The organism is Mesorhizobium sp. M7A.F.Ca.CA.004.06.1.1 (assembly GCF_003999135.1).
In the GTDB taxonomy this organism is placed as follows: domain Bacteria; phylum Pseudomonadota; class Alphaproteobacteria; order Rhizobiales; family Rhizobiaceae; genus Mesorhizobium.
Window position 1 is genome coordinate 1 of sequence record NZ_RZPQ01000558.1, and the last position, 3,973, is coordinate 3,973.

Genomic DNA, 3,973 nt, shown 5'->3' on the forward strand with positions numbered 1-3,973 from the left:
CGCCGGAGCGGCTCGCCTATCGTTCGGGCCATTACGGTCGCACGCTCGTCACGCGCGCCGGCAAGCTCGGACTCAGGGTGCCGCAGAACCGGCAGGGCCGCTTCTCGGCGGAGTTGTTCGAGCGCTACTAGCTTTCCGAGCGGGCGCAAGCCGCTGGACGAGAGCCTCCCCGCCTTTGCCAATCGCCCGCTCCAGGAGCCGTTCCCTTACCTCATTGTCGATGCTCGCTACGAGAAGGTCTGCGAAGTCGGCATCGTCATGGGCCAGGCGGTGCTGATTTCCGTCGGGATTGACTGGGACGGAAGGCGCCAGAGCCATCGAGATGGCCAATCGCGACAACCGCTCGACCTGGCGGGATTTCTCGTCGGCTTGAAAGCGTGAGGCCTCAGGGACGTCGAACTGGTCGTGTCCGACGATCGACCTGAACAAGCAGCCGAAATGCACGGTCGTGTGTTCCGAAGTGCTCTGGTGGAGATGCCATAGCCGAAACATCGCCGACTATTTGATCGTCCATTGGATGGCGGTCTCTCTGCTTGGGCCCGGATAACGTCACGCCTGCGGTTCTCGCGATCTGCGCGGAGAAGGTCGCCGCGGGCTTGCCTTATCGAGAGCGTGTGGCCGGTTCATGAAGGGTAATGGCGCCGCTTAGAATGGCAGCGACCCGAACGCGCAGATAGGGCGCCAACTCATTCTCGAACCATGAGTTGCGCCGCAGCCAGCCTGCACATCTCCAGGAGGGGTGCGGCAGCGGGATCACCGCAGGCCCATAGGTGCGCCATGCCGCGACGGTCTCGGTCATCGAACGCCTCGGCGTGTCTCCCAACGCCCACCGCTGAGCATAAGCGCCGACCAGCACCGTAAGTTCCACCTTCGGCAGACATGCCAGGAGCGACTGCCGCCAGAGCGCGGCGCACCTGGGCGGTGGCGGATAGTCGCCGCCTTTGGGATTGGTCCCCGGAAAGCAGAACGCCATGGGGGCCACGCCGATACGCGGGTCCGCATAGAAGGCGCGCCGATCCACTCCAAGCCACTCGCGCAGCCGGTCGCCCGACGGGTCATCGAACGGAAGTCCGCTTTCATGCACGCGTCGCCCCGGCGCCTGTCCACAGATCAACAGCCGGGTGCCGGGGGCCACCTGCACCACCGGGCGCGGTTCATGGCCGAACTCCTCGACGCACACGCGGCATGCCCGAATGCTCGAAAGCAACGCGTCAAGTTGCGACTGTTCCAACTGGCCGCGCGTTCCGTCGTCGCGCGAATGTGCCACGAAGCTATGACTTGCAGAAACGTCTACCACGTCGTTCCGATCCCTATTGTTGCCTCGCCCTGTCGTCAGTTCAATTACTGACCAGAGGACGTAGGAGTTCGGATAACATTCGACCAGCCGCCGCCGGAGTTGCGCGACGCTTCACCGCGGGAACGTGCAGAGCTTCTGGACAATTGTTTCCTTCGATTCCATAGCATGCTGAAACCGTCCAACCGACATGCCGTGGCAGGTGATTGCCTTGGTAAGAATTTGCCCGCTTGCTGTGGTGCGTCGACAACCTTGGTCCTCGTCGCGCTCGTTCACAATGGGAAGCGCAGGTCGTCCCGAGTTGCTAAGGAAAACCTGACGCTTGGCAGTTGTGGTCCAAATGATGCTGGCAGCTCCGGCTGCACGCCTTTAACTGTTGGCTGCTCCAAAACTTCAAAGAGACGCGAAGCCAGTCAGTGCGGACCTACGGATTGCCGAACAATAACACGGCAAACTCTGGCACAACGAAAGGAAGCCGATCACTGCGTACTGGCAATCCAGCTATTTGATTGAATGGAGTTCTAGAACCGCCTGATCCACGGCCCCCTCGTCGCCACCCCAGCCCAATCGGGTTCCATGCTCATCGAGTGTTTGGCGGGTGGCCGTCAGTGCAGTTTGCAACATGGCGAGTTCAGCTAGAACTGCAGATGACAGAGGCCCGCCATCTGCCGCGATGGTTTCGACAGCATTCGTCCTCGCAGCCTCGAGCGCTGCGGAAAGTGCGCGAACTGGATGGACGCTGGACATGGGCTTCTCCTCGTCAATAACTTGGTACCGACCCGTTCGTGGATCGGCAGATTGCGTGCCTTACGTGCCGCAACGATGCCACACGCGGGAGGCAGGTTCTTTTCCAAAGGCATGCTGCGTTTCGTCTTTGACCGTTGCAGGGATCAGGCACGCTCTCAACCGGTGTTCGTCAATTTCTGCCTCGCCGACTAGCGCCTTCAGGCCCCAATGGTTTCGGCAGAACTAGACACATGACCTGGACCCGCCAATGAACTCGGCGCGCCTAAGAAGGCGACGATTCTGCTGCTCCTGATACCCTCCGCCGTAGGATCTCAATTGAGAATGGGGAGTCTGCCGTTCCTTATTGAAGCCGCCCCGCCGGAGGGGAAAGTCCGGAAATACGGTATGAGATATCGGTCGTCGTTCTCGCCGAGATGCGCAATCCATGACCTCACGTCTGGCATCGCTGGACGCAAGTATGATTTCGCTCAGTCGACGGCAAATACACTCTTGCGGCGCTTCCTCCCAAAGCGTGGGCCGCAAGGAGTACGACGATGCCAAACGTACGACATGTTTGGATAACAATTGCCTGGGCCGCGCTGTTAGCGGCAGGCTCGGGTTTGGCGGCCTTGGCTCATGACGGCGGCCACATTAGTGGCGGCCAAGGAGAGGGCTACGGTCACCGCCACAGTGACGAAGGACATGACGCGGGAGGGCCAAATGACCCTTCAAAGGCCGGGAGCATCGGCGGTCGCTGCCGGCGATCAGTTCTCAGAATGCTGATCTCATTGAGGCGAGAATTCCATCACCTGCAGAGGTGTGCGGCCAGTCGGGAGAACCAACTCGATACAGCGGTCGCCGAGGTCTTCCTGCGAGAATCGCTTCTTTGAATGTAACGAGACGAACCAGCATTGGTCCGGGCGCGCCCCGGATGGGCCGGCCTCCCCGGCAGGAGGAATCATGAATATCAATCATCCCGGCAAACCGGAGACGGAGGTCGTAGCATTGACCTTACCGCGTGCCAAAGAGGGGAGATTTGTCCGCGCGCTCCGCATCGTCGCATTTGGCGTTGCTGCCCTATCTGCGTTGTCCGCCGCTGCGTATGCCGGCCGGCAGTATTGGACGGTCTGGCGTTTCGAGGAATCGACCGACGATGCCTATGTGGAGGCCCACATCGTGCCAGTTGCACCTCAAGTCGCCGGCTACCTCGCCACTGTGCTGGTCGCAGACAATCAGAAGGTCAAGGCGGGCGACGTGTTGGCGACCATCGATCCGCGCAGCTTCAAGGCAGCCGTCGATGAGGCGAAGGCAGACGTCGCCGAGGCGAAGGCGAAAATCGTGAGCATCGACGCCCAGTTGGCAGAGCAGCGCGCCCTCATCGACGAGGCGGATGCCACCCTAAAGGCCGACCAGGCCACGGAGGTCTATGCCGCGCAAAATGACGAACGCTTCGAAACGCTTGCCAAGGGGGGATATGGCTCCGTCCAGAATGCACAGCAGGCAGCATCCCAGATCGGCGCCGCGAACGCATTGGTCGCGAAGGACAAGGCAGCCCTGGAGGCGGTGCGGCGAGAGGTCGGCACTCTCGCGGCCCAGCTTGATGAAGCAAATGCTGCTCTGCAGCACAACCAAGGAGCACTCGAGGAGGCAGAACTGAACCTAGGCTACACGGTTTTGCGGGCGCCCAGCGAAGGCGTTGTCGGTATGCGCCAGTTGCGGGTGGGCCTCTACGTCCAGCCTGGCATGCAACTACTTGCGGTAGTCCCGCTCGACGGTATCTATGTGGTCGCCAACTACAAAGAAACCCAGCTCTCCGAGGTCACTTCGGGCCAGAAGGTCAGGATCGACGTTGATGCTTTCGCCGACACCCCCGTAAGGGGCATCGTTGACAGCATCGCGCCGGCCAGCGGCCAAGAGTTCTCGCTCCTGCCCCCCGACAATGCCACCGGAAAT

At 61.1% G+C, this 3,973-nt stretch carries 3 protein-coding genes and 1 pseudogene; 2 read left to right on the top strand and 2 right to left on the bottom strand.

Going from position 1 to position 3,973, the window contains the following annotated elements; translation table 11 throughout:
* Positions 1–378: pseudogene (locus EN906_RS25640) on the top strand (transposase); the annotation flags it as partial.
* A gap of 223 nt (positions 379–601) precedes the next feature.
* Here EN906_RS25640 and EN906_RS25645 read toward each other — a convergent pair.
* Both EN906_RS25645 and EN906_RS25650 read right to left on the bottom strand, forming a co-directional pair.
* Positions 602–1,231: a uracil-DNA glycosylase family protein gene (locus tag EN906_RS25645; RefSeq protein WP_127270300.1), complete on the bottom strand. Its 630-nt coding sequence runs from the start codon at positions 1,229–1,231 to the stop codon at positions 602–604.
* A gap of 564 nt (positions 1,232–1,795) precedes the next feature.
* Positions 1,796–2,041 (bottom strand): hypothetical protein, encoded by a 246-nt coding sequence (locus tag EN906_RS25650; protein WP_127270296.1) that lies wholly within the window; start codon positions 2,039–2,041, stop codon positions 1,796–1,798.
* A gap of 939 nt (positions 2,042–2,980) precedes the next feature.
* Between EN906_RS25650 and EN906_RS25655 the strand changes: the two genes are divergently transcribed.
* A partial coding sequence (locus tag EN906_RS25655; protein WP_164777357.1) for an HlyD family secretion protein occupies positions 2,981–3,973 on the top strand: 993 nt, incomplete at its 3' end.

Coding starts and splice junctions, on each gene's coding strand:
- EN906_RS25650 (WP_127270296.1), bottom strand. CDS start 2,041: ATGTCCAGCGTCCATCCAGTTCGCGCACTTTCCGCAGCGCTCGAGGCT.